The organism is Natronolimnobius sp. AArcel1 (assembly GCF_011043775.1).
Classification (GTDB): Archaea; Halobacteriota; Halobacteria; order Halobacteriales; family Natrialbaceae; genus Natronolimnobius.
This window is the reverse complement of record NZ_JAAKXY010000006.1, coordinates 249217-266677: the sequence shown is the minus strand read 5'-3', so window position 1 is coordinate 266677 and position 17461 is coordinate 249217. Positions and strand designations below refer to the sequence as shown.

Annotated in this window: 20 protein-coding genes, 1 tRNA gene and 1 pseudogene; 10 read left to right on the top strand and 12 right to left on the bottom strand. The window is 56.0% G+C overall.

Annotated features, from left to right (window positions below; all coding sequences use genetic code 11):
* The first annotated feature begins 196 nt into the window (after window positions 1–196).
* Window positions 197–1354: a thiolase family protein gene (locus tag G6M89_RS18995; protein ID WP_165163473.1), complete on the top strand. Its 1158-nt coding sequence runs from the start codon at window positions 197–199 to the stop codon at window positions 1352–1354.
* Window positions 1351–1710: an OB-fold domain-containing protein gene (locus G6M89_RS18990; protein WP_165163472.1), complete on the top strand. Its 360-nt coding sequence runs from the start codon at window positions 1351–1353 to the stop codon at window positions 1708–1710. Before G6M89_RS18995 ends, G6M89_RS18990 begins: the two co-directional genes overlap by 4 nt.
* On the opposite strand, the gene G6M89_RS18985 is transcribed toward G6M89_RS18990, so the two are convergent.
* Complete coding sequence (locus G6M89_RS18985; protein WP_165163471.1) at window positions 1707–2546, bottom strand: hypothetical protein; 840 nt, start codon at window positions 2544–2546, stop codon at window positions 1707–1709. The genes G6M89_RS18990 and G6M89_RS18985 overlap by 4 nt on opposite strands.
* A 126-nt stretch (window positions 2547–2672) precedes the next feature.
* Here G6M89_RS18985 and G6M89_RS18980 point away from each other — a divergent pair, with 126 nt between their 5' ends.
* The 3 genes from G6M89_RS18980 to G6M89_RS18970 are packed head-to-tail and all read left to right on the top strand — an operon-like array spanning window position 2673 to window position 4635.
* Window positions 2673–3362 carry a hypothetical protein gene (locus tag G6M89_RS18980; RefSeq protein WP_165163470.1) on the top strand — a complete coding sequence of 230 codons (690 nt, stop codon included), beginning with the start codon at window positions 2673–2675 and terminating at the stop codon, window positions 3360–3362.
* A gap of 57 nt (window positions 3363–3419) precedes the next feature.
* Window positions 3420–4178, top strand: coding sequence for a ribonuclease H-like domain-containing protein (locus G6M89_RS18975; RefSeq protein WP_165163469.1), 759 nt, complete (start codon window positions 3420–3422; stop codon window positions 4176–4178).
* A 58-nt stretch (window positions 4179–4236) separates the two neighbouring features.
* On the top strand, window positions 4237–4635 hold the full coding sequence (locus tag G6M89_RS18970; protein ID WP_165163468.1) for a thioesterase family protein: 399 nt from the start codon (window positions 4237–4239) through the stop codon (window positions 4633–4635).
* Here the strand turns inward: G6M89_RS18970 and G6M89_RS22910 are convergent.
* From G6M89_RS22910 to G6M89_RS22450, 8 genes and pseudogenes are all read right to left on the bottom strand, one after another.
* Window positions 4622–4702 (bottom strand): annotated as a pseudogene (locus G6M89_RS22910) (LEPR-XLL domain-containing protein); the annotation flags it as partial. The gene G6M89_RS18970 and the pseudogene G6M89_RS22910 sit on opposite strands and share 14 nt — an antisense overlap.
* Before the next feature lie 12 nt (window positions 4703–4714).
* On the bottom strand, window positions 4715–4996 hold the full coding sequence (locus G6M89_RS18960) for a HalOD1 output domain-containing protein (RefSeq protein WP_165163467.1): 282 nt from the start codon (window positions 4994–4996) through the stop codon (window positions 4715–4717).
* A gap of 257 nt (window positions 4997–5253) precedes the next feature.
* Window positions 5254–5327: transfer RNA gene (locus G6M89_RS18955), tRNA-Thr, on the bottom strand.
* A 12-nt stretch (window positions 5328–5339) separates the two neighbouring features.
* Entirely contained in the window at window positions 5340–5843 is a 504-nt protein-coding gene (locus tag G6M89_RS18950) for a GNAT family N-acetyltransferase (RefSeq protein ID WP_165163466.1), read from the bottom strand.
* 156 nt (window positions 5844–5999) lie between these two features.
* Window positions 6000–6614, bottom strand: coding sequence for a cyclic nucleotide-binding/CBS domain-containing protein (locus G6M89_RS18945; RefSeq protein ID WP_165163465.1), 615 nt, complete (start codon window positions 6612–6614; stop codon window positions 6000–6002).
* Window positions 6615–6777: 163 nt separating this feature from the next.
* Window positions 6778–7545, bottom strand: coding sequence for a GTP cyclohydrolase III (locus G6M89_RS18940; RefSeq protein WP_165163464.1), 768 nt, complete (start codon window positions 7543–7545; stop codon window positions 6778–6780).
* Window positions 7546–7690: 145 nt separating this feature from the next.
* Window positions 7691–8017, bottom strand: coding sequence for a DUF5785 family protein (locus G6M89_RS18935; RefSeq protein WP_165163463.1), 327 nt, complete (start codon window positions 8015–8017; stop codon window positions 7691–7693).
* 95 nt (window positions 8018–8112) lie between these two features.
* Entirely contained in the window at window positions 8113–8328 is a 216-nt protein-coding gene (locus tag G6M89_RS22450) for a hypothetical protein (RefSeq protein WP_241175444.1), read from the bottom strand.
* A gap of 569 nt (window positions 8329–8897) precedes the next feature.
* Here G6M89_RS22450 and G6M89_RS18925 point away from each other — a divergent pair.
* Both G6M89_RS18925 and G6M89_RS18920 read left to right on the top strand, forming a co-directional pair.
* A complete protein-coding gene (locus G6M89_RS18925) occupies window positions 8898–10025 on the top strand; it encodes a hypothetical protein (protein WP_165163461.1) in 1128 nt (375 codons plus the stop codon).
* Between the two features lie 44 nt (window positions 10026–10069).
* The gene (locus G6M89_RS18920) at window positions 10070–10306 is read left to right on the top strand and encodes a hypothetical protein (protein ID WP_165163460.1); all 237 of its coding nucleotides are present in this window, start codon (window positions 10070–10072) and stop codon (window positions 10304–10306) included.
* A gap of 406 nt (window positions 10307–10712) precedes the next feature.
* Here G6M89_RS18920 and G6M89_RS18915 read toward each other — a convergent pair whose 3' ends face one another.
* Together G6M89_RS18915 and G6M89_RS18910 are read right to left on the bottom strand one after the other, a co-directional pair.
* Window positions 10713–11114 (bottom strand): PIN domain-containing protein, encoded by a 402-nt coding sequence (locus G6M89_RS18915; protein WP_165163459.1) that lies wholly within the window; start codon window positions 11112–11114, stop codon window positions 10713–10715.
* Window positions 11101–11379, bottom strand: coding sequence for an antitoxin VapB family protein (locus G6M89_RS18910; protein WP_165163458.1), 279 nt, complete (start codon window positions 11377–11379; stop codon window positions 11101–11103). The genes G6M89_RS18915 and G6M89_RS18910 overlap by 14 nt, the downstream gene beginning before the upstream one ends.
* Before the next feature lie 362 nt (window positions 11380–11741).
* Between G6M89_RS18910 and G6M89_RS18905 the strand changes: the two genes are divergently transcribed.
* Window positions 11742–11900, top strand: a complete 159-nt coding sequence (locus tag G6M89_RS18905; RefSeq protein ID WP_165163457.1) for a hypothetical protein — start codon at window positions 11742–11744, stop codon at window positions 11898–11900.
* Between the two features lie 216 nt (window positions 11901–12116).
* Window positions 12117–12584, top strand: a complete 468-nt coding sequence (locus G6M89_RS18900) for a hypothetical protein (protein ID WP_165163456.1) — start codon at window positions 12117–12119, stop codon at window positions 12582–12584.
* Window positions 12585–12594: 10 nt separating this feature from the next.
* Here G6M89_RS18900 and G6M89_RS18895 read toward each other — a convergent pair whose 3' ends face one another.
* On the bottom strand, window positions 12595–16734 hold the full coding sequence (locus tag G6M89_RS18895) for an Eco57I restriction-modification methylase domain-containing protein (RefSeq protein ID WP_165163455.1): 4140 nt from the start codon (window positions 16732–16734) through the stop codon (window positions 12595–12597).
* A gap of 125 nt (window positions 16735–16859) precedes the next feature.
* Between G6M89_RS18895 and G6M89_RS18890 the strand changes: the two genes are divergently transcribed.
* Entirely contained in the window at window positions 16860–17429 is a 570-nt protein-coding gene (locus G6M89_RS18890) for a hypothetical protein (protein WP_165163454.1), read from the top strand.
* Window positions 17430–17461: the final 32 nt, after the last annotated feature.

Below are 17461 nucleotides of genomic sequence, written 5' to 3'. Positions count from 1 at the left end.
GGAGTGATCGCCAGTGAGCCAGTCACGGGTGACTAGGCGCAGACTCGTCGTTCGTAGGACCACTCTTTCAATCCGAGAGTAAAATCCTTTTATACTATCTCGAGGGCGACCGCTGCAGTTGGTACTAAACGACACGCATCAGCAGGTGCGCCGCAGATCCCAATCATATAAAGCACAGACCTGTGTGTAGGTGGATATGGAACGTGTTGCAATCATTGGCTCGTCGATGACCCAGTTCGGGCAGCGCGAGGAGTGGGTTCTTGACCTCCTCGCGGAGGCCGGGATCGACTGTCTCGAGGATGCAGGCGTCGATGCAGCGGACGTCGAGCACCTGTACGTCTCGAACATGGCAAGCGGCGAGTTCGAGGGCCAAAGTGGCGTCGTGAACGCACTCGCACACGACATCGATGCGGTGCCGGCGTACACCCAGCGTGTCGACCAGACCAGTTCCAGCGGCGGCGCGGGTATCTACGCCGCCTGGCAGTCGGTCGCAAGCGGCGCAAGCGACATGACGCTCCTCGTCGGCGGCGAGAAGATGACCCACAAGACGACCGGCGAGGCAACCGACGTGATCGCCTCGCTGACTCATCCCGCCGAGTACAAAACCGGCGTCACGCTCCCCTCGTTTGCTGGCCTGACGGCGCGACACTACCTCGAGCGCTTCGATGCCCCTCGAGAGAGCCTTGGCAAAGTCGCTGTCAAGAATCACAAAAACGGCGTCGACAACCCCCACGCGCAGTTCCAGAAGGAAGTCGACCTCGAGACTGTCCTCGAGTCGCCGATCGTTGCGGACCCGCTGCGGCTGTATGACTTCTGTCCGATCACCGACGGCTCGGCCGCACTCATGCTCTGTCCTGAATCCGTCGCGAAGGAGTACACGGACAACTACGCCGTTATCGCTGGCATCGACGGCGCGACCGACACTCACGTCGTCCACGAGCGCGAAGACCCAACGATCATGGGCGGCGTCGTCGAGAGCGGCAAGGGTGCCTACGAGATGAGCGGCTACGGTCCCGACGACATCGACGTCGCTGAACTCCACGATATGTTCACTATTCTCGAGTTCCTCCAGATGGAGGGACTTGGTTTCGCAGACCAGGGCGAGGCCTGGAAACTAATCGAGGAGGGCTACACGGAACGCGATAAGGGCGAGTTGCCGGTCAACACCTCCGGCGGCCTCAAGTCCAAGGGCCACCCACTCGGCGCGAGCGGCGTCGCCCAGGGCGTCGAAATCTACGAACAGCTCGTCGGCGAGGCTGGACCGCGACAGGTCGAAGCGGACGTCGGTCTCACGTGTAACGTCGGCGGCTTCGGTAACTGTGTCATCACGACCATCATGGAGGCAGCACAATGACGATGGAAGCGATCCGATACGAAGACGGCTCGATTAGCTACCCCGGCCATCCGCGCGGACCGGGCGGAGCAGAACCTGCAGAAACGATCGATCTGAGCGAGTACACCGCCGAAGTCGTCACCTGGACGACCTCGACGGCAACGCCACCCGGCGTCCGTGAGCCGAACACGCTCGCAATCGTCGAGTTCGATGTCGACGGTGAGTCAGTCCGGGCAATCGGGCAGGCGACGACTGACGAGATCGAAACCGGCGACGAGGTCCGTCCGGTCTACGTCGAGGAACTGCGCGAACCCGGTGCCGGCATCCGCGAATCCGACAGTCAGGAGTGGGACGGCTACCGATTCGAACCCGTTTAACTCTCGTCGTCGCCGTTTTCGTCTGCGTCATCGCTATCAGTACTCGAGTCCGAGTCCATAGTATCTGACCCCTCGGGAGACTCGTCGCCATCTGCAGTCTCGTTGTCGGCGTCCGTGTCGTCGCTGTCTGTCGTGTCGGTCGTGTCGGCACCCGTACTTTCGTCTGATTCGTCCTCGCTGTACTGATCTTTGAGGGTCTCGAGTTCGGCATCGACGTCGACAGCCGAGCCGGGATTGCGTTCTTCGTCCTCTTTGCTGCTGTCCTCACTCTCAGGCGTCCCGTCGTCAATATCGATTTCGACGGGTGTGCTGTCGTGGGGGTCGGATTCAGTGGATTCCGTCTCGGACAGGTCGTCCGGTTCGGTCTGGCTCGTCGCCTCTCGGAGTCGCGCATCGACATCATCGCGGAGCGTCCGCGCTTCCGTGAGCAAATCGCGTGCTTCCTCGTCGGCCGGCAAGGCACCGCTCGAGGCCGCACGCTGGAGTTCTGAGAGGACGGTATCGAGACGCGAAAGCGTCGTTTTGCGGACCTCGTCTGCGCGGTCAGTGGCGACTGCACTCGCTTCCGAGGTCTTGTCACGGACCTCCTGTTCCGTTCGGACGAGATCGATCCCGCGCTGGAAGGCCTCGAGCGCGCGAATACTCGATTTGAGAACGGTAAGTGCAGTTGGAATGGCAACGGTGTCTGCAAAGTTGAGCACGTCTCGCGGCGTCGGTGGGCGAAGTGAGGGGCCACGCCGTCGATGCGAGCCCTCGAGTTCCGTTCGAAGCGCCTCGAGCGTCTGGGTTAACTCGCGGATGGCGTCGGCGAGTTCGTCGTCGTCGGAGTCGGCCATAGTCGGCATACGGTTGCCAGGATGAAAAGTCGGCCGATTGGATGCGAACCACACCCACGATTGTCTGTTCGTCCGTCCGCGCGCGTCCACAATATTTATTTCGCCGACCAATATCCATTACAATGGATGGAACGTGATCGCGGGAGTGTCGCGGTTGAGGGTGCAGCCTTTGCACGCGCGCTCGAGACACTCAAACGGGAGGGAAGCAACGTCTTAGTCGTCGGTGCAACACCGGCAGACGCTCACGGCGCGCTCTGTGATCGACTCTGTGGGTCGGGCGGCGACTCGAGTGCCCACGACCACGATTACGGCTACAGCGGGGACCACAGCGAGGGGTACCATCTGTTCGTGACTGCGAGCAAAGAGCGGGCGCGAACCACCGCCGCCGAGGGCGCCGATGAGGGCAGCGAGCCACCAGCAGCCGTCAGATCAATCGAGTTCGCAGACGCCGCAGGCGATGACGATGTCCCAATCGAAACGCTTGGCAGTGAGATTATCGATACGATAGGCGACCTCGAGGCGGATGCGGATGGCTTCGAGCCGGCAGAACTGCGCGTCTGTGTCGACTCGCTGGTCACACTCTTTCAGGACCACGACGCAGAGACGGTGTTTCGACTCCTCCACATCACGACCTCGGGCGTCGACCACGTCAACGGGATGGGACACTACCATCTGGCGCTCAACCGCGATCACGAAGCCGTGAGCCTCCTCGAGCCGTTGTTCGATGCCGTCGTCGAGGTTCGGACCAGCGGCGGAGCGTACGAGCAGCGATGGCACCTCCGCGAGCAGGGTTCGACAGCCTGGATTCCGCTATAGAACGGGTTCGACTCGCGATCCAAGCGCTTTTACTCACTGGGGACGCTGACACTGGTAGTGCGAATCGAGAATAGTTTCATTCCCGTAGAGGGCGTCGGTGACGCGACCGAGCGTCGACTGTGGAAAAACGGCATCACCCACTGGGACGAGTTCGACGGCAGCGTCGTCGGCGACACTCTCGCAGACCGGATCGAGCGCTTCATCGACGAGGGGCGAACCCACCTCGAGCGCGGCGACGTGTCTCCCTTTGCAGAGCAACTCCCGGTCGCGAGTCGCTGGCGTCTCTACGAGAACGTCCGCGAGCAGACGTGCTTTTTGGACATTGAGACGACCGGCCTCGATGCGACCTGTAACGACGTGACAACGGTCAGTCTCCACCAGGCTGGCGAGACGAAAACATTCGTCAACGGCCGCGATTTGACGCGCGACCGCTTAGAGCGCGAACTTGAGTCGTCGTCGCTGTTGGTCACCTTCAACGGCGCGCGCTTTGACGTTCCCTTCCTCGAGACCTGCTACGATGTCGACGTAACCGTTCCACACGTTGATCTCATGTACGCGTGCAAGAAAGTCGGCCTCGAAGGCGGGCTGAAGTCCATCGAGCGCGACCTCGGCATCGACCGGGACATGCCCGATATCAGCGGCCGTGACGCCGTCCGTCTCTGGCACGAGTACGAACGCGGCGACGACGCTGCCCTCGAGACGCTCATCGAGTACAATCGTGCCGACACGAAAAACATGCAGCCACTGCTCGAGACTGTCACTGACCGGCTTCACCAGGAAGTCTTCGAAGCAGCCTGTGGCACACAGACGCCGTAGTCTCGCTGGGGATCCCGAGAGCGGCACACATACAGTACATGCGCCCGTCAGGTTGCGTATGGACGAGTACCCTTACGAAGTCGATATTGACGTTCGGCTCCGCGACATCGATTTTATGGGCCACGTCAACAACGCAACGTATGCGACCTATCTCGAGCAGGCCAGAGAGGCCTACTTTCGGGATGTCCTCGGTGTCTCCCTGACCGAGGTCGGCACTGTACTGGCTCGCCTCGAGATTGATTATACTCGCCCAATCGACGCCGACGCGGCCGTCACCGTCGCGCTCGGTGTGCCGGAACTTGGAACCTCGAGTATCCCGATTGAGTACGAAATCCGGACCAACGACGAGCAAGCGGCCACGGCAAAAACGGTACAGGTACTAGTCGACGAGACAACTGACTCATCGAAACCGCTTCCCGAGCAGTGGCGCGAGCGAATTGACGTCACCGCTGATTGATCTGTTCGAACCGATACGGGGTAGTTGGCGACGGCGCTAAGCCGTCGCCGGACAGCAACACGCGAGGGCAGTTGCGCCGTCAGGGTTCGTTCCGGACGTCAACAGTGCCGTCACTCGAGACAACGACATGGTACTCACAGAACGTAAATTCGACGCGGCCGGTGGTTCGTTCATCACCGTCCGCTCGCGGGGCAAACAGTGAATCCAGGGCTTCTGGATTGATTGCATCGTAGAGCGCTTCATATTCAGGTGGTTCGAGATCCATTGGGTCGATCCCTTCTTTGGCCGCAATTTCCGTAATAACGCGATAGCTTACTGACTGGGATTCCGCAGTTTCTGACCCATCCACTGAGAGTAGCATTGGCCGACTCTTTTTGTGATGCGATATAAATCTGCTGTCCGACTCGAAATCGAAACGTATGGATGTGTGCTTCAATGAGTGCAATACCGCATTGACGATCATTTTGGGTACTGAAACGATACTAATCTTAGGACGATGCTGTTTATTGAATAGTTTAAATCCCTGATTTTCACTATCCAAGGACAGATTGAACGCCGAGTTTCCGCAGAGAGGTGTGACTGAAATCGAATTCAACCGAGTTGCACAGAATAGGAACGAGCCAGGGCGGGGATTTGAACCCCGGGAGTCTCGATTACAAGTCGAGTGCATGAACCCCCCATGCTCCCCTGGCGCAGTACGTTGGTTATGCGTCCTCCTTTGAGTGTGTATCGTTTTCCGATGAGCCCTCAAGGTGGTGGTCCATCGTCACTCGAACCGGCTCATAGCCCCGCTCCCGGTAGAATCGGCGCGCATCCTCGTTTGGCGCTACCACCTCGAGGCGGACGACCTCGGCCCCGCGGTCGCGGAGTTCGGCTTCGACCGCCTCGAGTAGCGCCGTGCCAATGCCGCGGCCTCGATACGACGGATCGACGTAGAGGTTCGACAACAGCCCACGTGTCGTCGCGAGCGAGAGCGCACCCTGCTCGAGCGAAAACGAGGCGAAGCCGACGAGATCTCCCTCGAGCCGGGCGACGAGCAAACTGTTCGTAAACTGGTGGGCTGCGAGCGTCTCGCGCATGGTCTCGCGATTGGCCTCGGCGCGGATCGATGAGCCGTAGGCTCGCTGGTCGCGCGCGAGGTCTACCCACCGGTCAGTAACCGTCTCGAGGTCGTCACTCGTCGCGTGGGTAATTGTTGGCTCAGTCATTGGTCCCGCTCGAGCGAGCAGTTCGATCGGGGAGATCGTATGGTACCATCTGCTGGAAACGGGGTGGATACACAGTATCGGCCAGTCACCAATCGGCCACGAAAGGCCTTTCTATCGACGCCTCGAGCCGCCACGCGTCGGTCAGACAGGTGTGGCTCACACCGTTCGACAGTCTGGACAGACGAGTTGGCCATTTGCCTCCCAGAGCGAATCAGCCAGCGACCCGCAGGTTTCACAGACGCCCTGCGTTGTGTACTCGTCGCCGCCGTTTGCGACCACTTCCGCCCGGTCGTCGGCGACCTGTTGGACAGACTCCTCAAGTGGCTGTTCGGGGTTGATCGCATCCGAACCGGTACTCGAGCGGCCGGGCGTGACGGCGGCTTGGAACGAGCCTGCCGCCGCGATGACGTCGCGCTGGGTGACGATACCACGAATATCGTCGTCGCCCTCACCCTGGATGACGACGTTTCGGATATCTTCGCGTCCCATCAGTGTCGCTGCATCAGCGAGCGATCGATCCGGCTCGAGCGTGATCACGGGTGCAGTCATCACATCTCCGACTGTCGTCTCAGCGGGATCGCGCTCCTCTGCGACGATCTCGAGGATGTCCCACTCGGTCACGATCCCGACGGGGTCTGCACCGCGGACGACGAGCACGCAACTCACGCGTTCGTCGCGCATGAGTTGCACTGCGCCGACCACCGTATCAGACTCGCTCACGCCGACGAACTCGTTCGTCAGAATGTCAGTCACCGACAGTTCTGATTCCATGTGTGAACAATACGCACACGATGGCTAAAAGCTACCTCCACTACATTTAAGCGAGTCGCTGTCGAAGATTGAGGAATCGACAGCAGGCGGCCCTGTTGTGGCGTCACCCCGTCTTGTCTGTGGTGAGCACCGACCGGTGTGAAACCAATCTGTATTTGTGGCGTCAGTGCTCCCACTCGAGTTCGACTCGCGTTCCGTCAGCCCGGCAGGTCTCGAGGGCGTGTTTGGCGGCGAATCCAGCGTCGTGTGCGTGTTTGCCGCGGCCGACGCCGACCTGCAGGCGGACGTCGACGGCTTCTTCGACGTGGGTAATTGCTTCCTCGTACTCAGCGCGCTCGAGGTCGGGACAGGTGACGATGATGTTGTCACCGCCGACGAAAAACGAGAGGCTGTCGTGAGTTCGGCGCATGTGGCGCATGAGTTCGGCGTAGCCCTGCTCGATCTCGATGAAGCTATCGAAGGCGTTGAGTTCGTCCGTATAGTTGCCCGTCGCGTTTATCACGTCGAAGTGAGCGATCTGGACATCGTCCGGTGTACGATGGCCGTCGTCGATGGTGCGCCCCTCGAGGCACTCGCGGCGGTCTTTGTCCTGCGCGCTGCCGGCGTCTTGGACAAGTGCTGTCGCATCGGAAAGAGCCTGTGCGGGCGTCGTGCCGGTTGCAACGCCGAGGCTGAGCGAAACGGGATACCGATTGCCGACGGACTCCTGAAGGAGTGCGTGATCCTCGAGCGAGAGGCCGTTCGTCACGGCAATCATGTTATCAAAGCGCGTAAAGAAGGTGTAGCCGTTGCGGTTGCCGACAAACTGAGAGATATCGGCATAGAGCCGGGACTGCAGCGTCTGCAGGTCGGCTTCACGGCGCGGTTCTGGCGTCACCGTCCACGGCCCGTAGTTGTCGATCTGAACGAGCGTAACCTGCGTGTTCGTCACTGTGACTCTCCATTTCGACGCTCGTCGTATAAGTGATACGCAATCCAGATTCGTGATGTGTGGGGAAGTACCACACGCTCGGTGTTCGTACGAGAACTCGAGACCGGCTGTACAGAAATGAGTTGTGAGTGGCTTAGGTCCGCGTTCAGGCGCGTTTCTTCTCGGGATTTGCGCCTTTGGGGTGGTAGTCCCAGAAGTCGCCTTCGCGCATGGCGTTACCGACGGCTTTGTGCATGTCGAGAATCGTCTCGAACTCCGATTCGTCGATGTACTCGAAGATCTCGCTCATGGCGACAACGCGCTCGTAGTTGACGCGAATTGGATAGTCGCCGTACTCCTCGACAAACGCATCGCGCTCGAGCGGGAAGTCTTCTTCTTCGTCGACTTTGTCCGCGATGATCCGCATGTCGTACTTGCGGCCGCCCTCGCTGCCCTCCTCACCGTCCGGGTCCACCGGCCAGTCGTTGCTCATGGTTACTCGAACGTGTGCAGGGGTCTTGCAAAAGAGTTACTGTTAGTGCGTCGCGGAGCGCCCGCCCACAGCAGTCGTATATCGCTCGAGACCTGTTACCAAATCATCTGGGGAGTAGACTCTAAGACGGCTGGCAAGTAGTAGGATTCAGGCGAGAGATGACCGCCGAAAATGGGGATTCCGATGTTGTCGACCACACCTTCGACGATGAGACGCAGCCCAGTTTCGCTATTATCCGTGCGATCTGCGTCCTCGAGAACGTAGATCCGGTGGATGCTCCCCAGCAGATCGACTTCACGCTGTACGGCCACATTGATCCACAGGCACAACAGGCTTTTCGAGGACAACACCGATAGCAGACCGTCACATCGAGTTCACCAGCAAGGAGTATCACGTCCACATCGCCGATACGGGTCGGCTCCGGATCGAAATGCGCGAGTAGGTCGTCTTGGGTATGGCATGACTCGAGCATGGGGGCTGCTCGAGTGCTGACCCTCTCACAGAAGATCCAACCGTGTCTCAGGTCCGGTGAGAGACTCGAGCGGTACCATGGGTGCCAGATCGGTAGGAGTGGCCGCTCAGGCGTCGATGATTTCGACCGTGATGTTGCTGCAGCGTCGTATCAATGCGTTTCACGAGGTCGCCAATGGTGCGGTCGTGCTGTGGGATACAAATATAGTAACAACTGCAACTATGTACACACTCACTTGCAGTGGCTACTATAGGTGGTACTACAATACAGTCTGTTCGTTTGGCTGGGTTCTTTATACTAACACTATAGTAGCCACTGAAAGTCAGTGCACACCCAATCGCATGACGGCTACGCGATTGGTGTGTAAACCGTTTCAGTTGTTACTATAGAAATCCGTAGCTAACAACCATGGGTGACGAGGACGACGGAGACAAAATAGCGGATATCACGAACGCAGCCGATCCACTCTCGCTATCGCGTGAGTATACGCTTGACTCGAGTCACCCACTCGCACCGATTCCGGAAGCAGAGCCAGACGTAATCGAAAACGAATACAATATCGATCTCACACAGTCTGATCCGCAAAAGTACGTTCCACCAGCGTCAGTCACTGAACCAGGACAGGCTGCGTTCGTTCGATTAGCAACCGACGCTCGAGATGAACTCCACGAATCACTCAAACTCCGGGAATCTACTCGAGCGGTAGAGTACGTGCTCTCTCTTCTCGAGCAGTGGAAGAAATCAAGTGATCCGTCGTATCCTGCGCCGCAGGAACTCGAGCGCATCTATCGAACGACGTTCGGATTGGAAACGTCTATTCGGACACGCCCAAATGGGCCCCGTCCTCCAGCTGGCCCGTTCACATCGGAGACAATGGGAGTAGTCCAGTCGCTCTATCACGTGACGCAAGGATTACTTCGTGTCCAGAACGGTGGTCGGATAACTGTCTATCGCGGTGTACGGAATCGAACGGCCGCTGAACTGTTCGCGCAGACTCTCGATGAACCTGAACGTAACTATTTCAAGATCGATGCTGATACTGTTTTGAACGCCACGCCCTCAAAGGCACCAGCGGTCGACATCGGCTCGAACATCGTCTTTAGCTTTTGTATTCCGACGACGGAAATCATGATGGCAGTTGATCAGCTTCGAACCGGCAGTACTCCATATTCAGACGAATACCATCTCCGTGGTGGGAAGGTTATACTCGACGAACGGTCAGTGGTCTACACGCTCCAAAATGACGATATGTGGGTTCCACTTACTCGGTTAGTGGCTGAAGCGATTAATTCGAATCAGCAGAGCGAACGCGTTCATGATCAGTTATTTCGCCTTGTGAATCTCGCATACGAGAAGGATGTTCAGCCGGGAACGAAAACGGGCGCACGTCGGCTAGAACGGTGGGTCGAAATCCTTCGCCAACAGGCACTCTATAGTCGAACAAAGCGACGTCTCGCGCGACAACTCGTCGAGTCAATCACGGACCCAGTCTCAGGCTCAGCGCACTCGCTCGAGGAGTCGACAGCCAAAGAGTAGTACGCTACCGAAGACTTTTCATGCGCCAGCGCAATACTGACAGTATGAGCCAACACTCCCGTTCGGACGGCCGCAATACGGGTGGCGATGAGATGGATCGTCATCGATGGCTTGCAACGGGTTACTCACCCCTGCTACGGCGTCCTGATGCGGAGGCCGCCCACGAGTCGGGGTGGATTAGTCTCACTTACGAGGATGAGGCTGGCGATGATAGTGACGATACGCCGTTGAGCGAACTTTCCGAAGCGGCTGTCAAAGAGCGTCTCGAGGCGCTCGAGTAACGGGTTCATTTTGCTGTGGTACATGGGAGTGGACAACCGACGAGCCGGAGGCTTAGTACATCGACCGTGACCGTTTCTCACCTCGAGTACGGTATGACTCGAGTGTAGGGAACCGTTCAGGCGTCGATGATTTCGCCCGAGAGATGTCGTCCGTGGTGTTGCTGCAGCGTCGTATCAATGCGTTTCACGAGTTCACCGATGTGCAGTCGTGCTGTGGGATACAACTGGTTCCACTGTGCTCGAGGGGTCAGACATCTGAACTCCGTTTTTGGGACTCATCGGTGTCCGACGAGTGTCGCGGCTGTCGCGTATGCCTTCATACGGTCCGTTGTCGTTCGGTACCGGTGATCGCCGACCCGTCCGAGCGATCACCGGTAAAACGCGACAACAATCCGTATCAATCAGCCTAATACGACTCGACAGAGACGCCATCGAATTGCTCGAAGTCGTCCATATTTCGCGTGACAACTGTTGCCCCTGCTGCTTTCGCAACGGCGGCGATCAGTAAATCTCCGGAGAAGGAATTTATTTTGTCCTGATTCACCGTTTCATCCCGGTGAAACGCCGCTTCTAACTCGCCAGCAATGACGGCATGTTCCAGCTGAAACGGGAGGATAGTCATCCACTCAAACTGTGACTGAATCTCAACTGGATCAAGTTTCCCTTGTAGTTCCCGTCCCACGGCAATTTCTTTGATGTTCAGTGTCGTGGTCACAAACTCCGCTTCTTCATGCGTTTCAAGATAGTCTTTAACCGCCTCTCGTCCTGCCCAATAGTGGATAAGGAACGTTGTATCAAGCAGTTTCATCGTCTGCCTCTATCTCCGCGAACTCATCCAGCGCCTCTTGTTGTCGTCCGGAAAGCCCATCACTCGTGTGGTCACGGGAGTCCGCAACGATCTGCTCGAGTTCCGCAGCGTCGTCGTCGGAGAGTGTTCCGAAGCCCTCACGCCAATCGACAGTCGTGTCGTCCAATATGCGGTTCATCAGGTCTGTAAAGCTCTCATCCTCTCGTTTTCGAGCCTTCAACCGCTCATAGACGTCCTCTCGGATGCCGATGGTTTTCGTCCCCATACTTTGTGTATACATACACAAACGCAAAGATCTTACTGGTGATTTCACTTGCAGAACCAGTCCCGGACAGCCACCGGCTCGAGTACGGCATGACTCGAGCAAGCCCCCCATCTCGAGGCCAGTCACACGGAGCCGAATTACCACGCGCACCAGTAGATATAAGTCACAACCAGTCAACAAATTACACGGAAGCCGGTCTCCGCGGGGGTACGCAAATGCCCCGGGTGGTGTGACACCCGAGACGGGCTTCCAGCCGAACGGCTTGAAGCCATGAATCCGTACATTCTACCGGGATATAAACATCCCGCACGAGTGACGTATCGACACGAATCACCAGCGACCGCCATCATGCTCGAGGAGCGATGACGACCGAACGCGATCAGGAATCAGGCCACTCATTCCCCGAGTGTCCCTCCTGTGGCGAAGCCGTCGTCGTCACCGTCGTCTCCGAGCCAGCGGTTGGCACCGCCAGCCCGTGTGGCTGTCGGGTTATTCCGCCTGCTCTCGAGTTCGACGAGTAGGGCTGATCTGGGGAATCAGGATTGGGAGGTGACGATTTCGTTTTTTGTCCGGGTTGTTTTTAGACGGCTACTAGCTAACGGCTTCCTCGGGTTCGTCGACTCGCGCGTTGGTCTCGAGGATGTCTCGTACGCCCCGGTAGATGGCAGAATAAAAGCTCGAGTTACTATGACACAAAGGATTTATTGGATCCCACACCTATTTTCAATCGAAACAAAATGTGGAAAGATATCTTTCTTGATACAGTAAATGAAGATTTTCAAACGACAGTTGCTACACCTATTGACCTTTCCAATCATTCTTCCCTACCAGATGACATACCGAGTACTGCCCGAGTGTGGGGTAGTAATGACGGACAACAAAATAGAGACATATTTGAATCTATTGATAAGGGAGACTATGTATTTCTCTATGGAGTAGACAAAGGCCGATATGTTGCTGGTGGAATAATTCAGGCGACATGCAAGACGGATTTATTCGCAGAAGACTATTGGGGAGAAAAGAGCGCAAATCGCAAACTCATATATATTATCTCTGACCTTCAACAAGTCGACATAAGTGTTAGTGAGGTGAATGATGTTCTTGGATACGAAGACATCTATCATCCACATGGATTACAACGTGTAGCAGATGAAAGACAAAAGAGAGATGCAATTTCAAAATTCGGCCTTGAAAAACCTTCATAGAGCGCCGGATTTATTCTATAATAGCTTCTTCAATGATCTCAATATCTTTGTCTGATAACTCGTATAATTCATAGACGATTTCATCAATTAGTTGGTCTGTATTTTCAATTTCTTTGTTGAGTTCCTCAGCTCGTTCTTTTGTTTCAAGATAGCTTTTGAGGCCTGAACAAATGTCATCAACAGCAGGAAGTGTGAGTTTCCGAAGACGGTCAATGAGTGAATTAGTTTTGGTGGCTGTCTCACGGAAGTTGGCAAACCCTCCAGCTTCGTCAACAGCGACAGGAACAAAGGCCTCTATGAGATCTGCCTCAGTCTTGGTGAGATTAGATATATGAACTGCTGGTAAGAGTTCAGTTTCGGTATATCCCCATTGGTCAGTATCATATTCGAGTTCATCGTCAGGTTTGTAACGAGCTGTGAGTTGGATCTCAAGAGATGTTGTGGTCTCACGAACGACCTCAACAGTTCCAATTCGAAGATTCTCTTGTTCGTTAGTCGTATCGTTAAGAATGGAGTCGGCTACGCCTTCTGGTGGTTGAGTAAGTCCAATATTGGATAGGTTTTCTCCATTCGAGTAGGAACCAAAGTGGTCAAGAAGAGAGAGATTCAGAGTACGCCGTTCTGCAATCAAATCGATTATATTTTCTACAGCGTTAGACAGTTTTGGTTCATCTCCAGATGGGACAGGGAATTCCGACAAATGAACTGTTCGGTATTCTAGATACCCCCCACGAACGCTGGAAAGTTTATTTCTTGCCCAAAACTCACCAACAGATGAATTGAGAATACCGAGTAATTCATAATCTTCAACAGGTATTATGAAACATTTATTATTTGTATACTTTGCATCGATATCAAGACTGAATCGAGGTCCATCTGAAATTTCAGGGTACACTATTTTTTCTGACTCAAATTCGTCATAATAGTCACATGGACGAAGCTCCCACCAACATTCTCCCCTGTCATACCGTGAGCGTGCATCAGATCTAAATTCAATGAGATGGTCTGCGATTCCGGGATACTCAGAGGCGAACCATTCCCATGCATCTTCTTCTGATTCTCTTCCAGATGCCGACTTTGACCAACCGGATGGGACTCGGATTAGATAGCGATCTGAGAATCCAGATAGATATCGGTCTGCATCATGTCCTTTCATGAGTGGGACAATGAAACGTTCAGAATTAAGGTCATTATCTACTATCTTGTCATATTTATCCTTCCCGATTATAAATGCCTCATTCAAACCAGTTAATATCCCTCTCAAAATTTCCGAACTTAGGTATTGATCTAATTCTTCGCCAATCCCATTGATTTTATTTGTTAATTCAATCGCTTCTGGATTTGATAATGACCACGATTCACTACTCAATTGGGACTGTTCTATCAGAACACTATTTTCATCGACTCTTTCTCGCAACCTCCTGAACTCTAAATCATCTATCTTCATAATTGATACTTCGTTGCTGGAAGAGGGTTCACTCTTCTTTAAAGACATTATTAACGGATATGCCGAGACAGAAGGACCAAAGACAGGTAAATCATGGAAGTCACAGAGGGTTTTGAGCCGTGTATTGCTGGCTAAAAACTTCCGAAGAGGATTTCCATATTCTGCCTTTGTGAATTTATTTGATACAATATATCCCAAATTATTCTCATCAGCCAGAAGTTCGTAACCTTGTTCGATGAAATACGTATAGAGGTCTGCAGCAGGGGAATAGACTTCAAATTCTGAGAACAATTCAGTTGCTCCTTTAATTTGCTCTTGGCGGACATACGGAGGATTCCCAATCACCGCATCAAACCCAGCATCCGCTCGCTTTTCCCCATCCTGATCAAAGAAGACCTCCGGAAACTCGAGTTCCCAGTGGAAAAACGCCTCGCCCTCAGCCATCGCCTGCGCTGATTGGAACCAGCCCTCTTCGCGCACGTCGGCCCACTTGTCTTCGTCGTCGATTGCACCCGCCATCCGCTCGTAGGCCCCCTCGGGCACGTCCAGATCGAATCGCTCCGCCGTGTGGACGTTCGTCAACTCGAACAACCGCTGGTAGAACGGATCGCTTCGCACCTCGTCGTACAACTCCTCCATCGACTTGATGTCCTCGAGCGTCTCGTTATCGATCTCGAGTAACTCCTGGACCCGATCCATGACGTGATCCAGCGTCTGCTCGCGCACGCGGGCAAACGACTGCTGGAGGGTCAACTGCCCACCGTCGTCGTCCGCCTCCGCACCGTTCGACAGCACCGCCGTCACGTCCGACCCAACCAGCGAGTTGCCCGCCTTCAGGTGGTGGTCCAGAAACGCCAACGGCTGATCCGCCGCGAGCGTCTCGAGCCACATCGAGAGCTTCGCGAGTTCGACCGCCATCCCGTTCAAGTCCACGCCGTAGATGCACTCCTTCGCCACGTCCCGGCGAACCCGCTGCTCGTCGAACGCCGTCGCCTCCTCGATCTCGCGCACCTCCTCCATCACCTGCTGGGCCAGGTACTCCGTCGCCCGCGTCAGGAAGTGCCCGCTGCCCATCGCCGGATCGAGAATCGTCAGATCCAGCACCCGGCGGTAAAACGCCCCGAGATACTCGTGCGTTCCCGTCTCGAAGCCCTGCTCCTGGAGGTCCGCCCGAATCTCGTCAATCAGCGGATCGACCGTCTCCTCGACGATGTACGTCACCACGTAGTCCGGTGTATAGTACGCCCCCGTGGCCTTTCGCTCGCCCTCGTCGTTGACAACGTACAGCCCACCCGCATCGACGGTTTCGACCGCGTCCGCAACCGACACCTCCGTTGCAGGTTCCCAAACCTGTCCGCCGTCGTCCGACACCGCCGCGTAGTCCTCCGGCGCGATTCGGAACTGATGCTCGAGCAGTCCCTCGTAGACGCTTCCCAGATGCCGTGTATCCAGGTCCGCGTAGTCGGCCAGCACGTACCGCCCCTCGTCGTTTTCGGTCGTCGAAATACGGTAGATGACTTCCGCGAGATAGCGGTTGCTCACCTGATGGTTCGTCAGGAACTCGTGGTTCTCCTGATTGAACAGCCCGCCGTTGTACGGCGGAATCCCCAGCGACTCCTCGCCTTCGTCGACCAGCCGAAACAGATCCTCGAGCCGACTCCACATCGTCGTCGAGTGCTCGCTGTAGGTGTCGAAACCGTCGTCGACCTCGCCGATTTCCTCGTGAATCTCGAGTCGCAGTTCGTTCAGGCTGAAGTTGTCCTCGTACTCCGTGACGGCGTCGCCACCCTCCGGATGGATCAACCCCCGCGATTCGGCGTAGAGGACGAACATCAGCCGGTACAACAACACCAGCGACTGCTCTTTCAGCGCCGCAAGTTCCTCGTCGTCGTCCGGGTCAATATCGAGATCGTTCGTTTCGGCAAACCCACGTCCAAGCACCCGCAACGCGGTGAAGACGTTGTCCTGTAAGTCCTCCCCGAGTTCCTGGGCAACCGTCTCGCTCTCGGACCAGACCGAATCCAGAAAGGTCGTCCCGGAAATCTCCCGGAATGCACCGGGGCGGAAAAAGACGTAGAAATACTTGAACGCCTCGAGATCGCCGTGCTCGAGCAACTCCGGCAAATCCACCTCGTAGTAGGTCTGTGTCTCGTAGTCGTTCGTTCCGTAGAGTCGCCACTTGCGCCCGTTCGTCAGCACGCCCCACTGGATTTCCTCTGGCGTTCGCTCGAGATAGTGTTTGATCTGGTGGGAGGCGTTCCGATACGGCCGCTGCTCACTAAATCGAGTCGTGAAGTCGGCGTCCCACTGCTTTGCTTCGACCAGCCCGACGCCGCGTTCGAACAGATCAGCCGTGTCCTCAGTTCGCAGATAGACCTCCGCAGCGTCGCGACGCGCCGTAGCATCCTCGAATAGCAGCGCATCGACGTACCCGCCCCCACCGGGCAGTGTCGTCTCGACGTTCGTCCCGAATCCAAGCACGTCGAGCACTTCGTCGATCCAGTTGTCTATCAGTGCATCTTCCTTGTACCCATCCACCAGTCCGGACTCGAGGTCGTACAACGACTGTAATTCATCCAGTGCTGTCCGTGCCTCATCATCACAGTCCCACTCCTCGCGTTCCTGCACGCGCTCGTCGAGATAGTGGCCGGAGAACAGATTCGAATTCGTATATGGCCGATCCGACAGCGTCGCCTGACTCATAGCTGTCACCTTGAATTGTCACACTAAGAAACCACTGGTCGGCCAGTGTGTCGTGACATAAGACAACGGCAGCGAATTACCATCTTTATTGATATTACTATTTGTCTCCAATGTAACTACGAACTATGACAGCAACTGCACAAACTGGCGAACTCATCGTCGGCGCGTACCACAAAATCATCACCGACGCCGAGGTCGTCAGCTACAACTCGAGATCCAAGGAAGCCGGCGAACAGATGGAGATCGATGTCGTCGCGGTCGACTCGAGCAACGGCACCCAGACCGTCTACGCCTGTGAGGTCATCACCCACCTGAACGGCTCGGCGTATTCGGGAACCCCGAAGACCGACAAGTGGGCCGACTACGGCAACGACAGCTACCAGTTCTCACTCGAAAAACTCGAGACCAAGTTCCGAGCCGATTACGACTACGTGACGCGCGTGTTCGACGACGCCGACGAGTACGTCCTCCAGCTCTGGGCACCGTATCTCTCGGACGGCTATCTTACTGACGGCCTCGAGCAACTTTCCGCCGAGCTCAAGGATGATCCTGAAATCGGAACGGAAATCGATCTCATCGTCAACGAAACCTACACCGAACGCGTCGACGAACTTCGGGAACTCGCAGCCGAGGAAACGAAATCCTATGGTGAGCCTGCGTTTCGGTTTCTGCAGATCCTCGAGCAAGTACGATAACGAAGCGGCCCAGTTCATCCGGTAACGGACCA